This is a genomic window from Leisingera sp. ANG-M1, from assembly GCF_000813745.1.
Taxonomy (GTDB): Bacteria; Pseudomonadota; Alphaproteobacteria; order Rhodobacterales; family Rhodobacteraceae; genus Leisingera.
Window position 1 is genome coordinate 120,867 of sequence record NZ_JWLC01000030.1, and the last position, 257, is coordinate 121,123.

1 protein-coding gene is annotated in these 257 nt (G+C 72.0%); it reads right to left on the reverse strand.

The window, feature by feature from the left end:
* A partial coding sequence (locus RA19_RS23895) for a DUF4339 domain-containing protein (RefSeq protein WP_039167801.1) occupies positions 1-257 on the reverse strand: 257 nt, incomplete at both ends.

Consider the following 257-nt stretch of genomic DNA (forward strand, 5'->3'; position numbering starts at 1 on the left):
GGCAGGATGGTGAACAGCTGCGCCAGCTCCATCACTTCGCCTGCGCGTTTCCAGCCGTCCTGGCCGGGAGTCCAGACATGGGTCTCCCGGGTTAGCGTGCCTTCCTGCGCCATCCGTCCCATCCGGGCCTTTGAGAACGGGCCGGAGGTCTGGCCGTCCACGGCTATGTGCCAGACGTGCTCAACCGGGGGCGGGGGCGGTGCCACAGGCGCGGCCTGCCGGGCTGCGGCAGGCGCTGCCGGTGCGGCGGCAGCGCC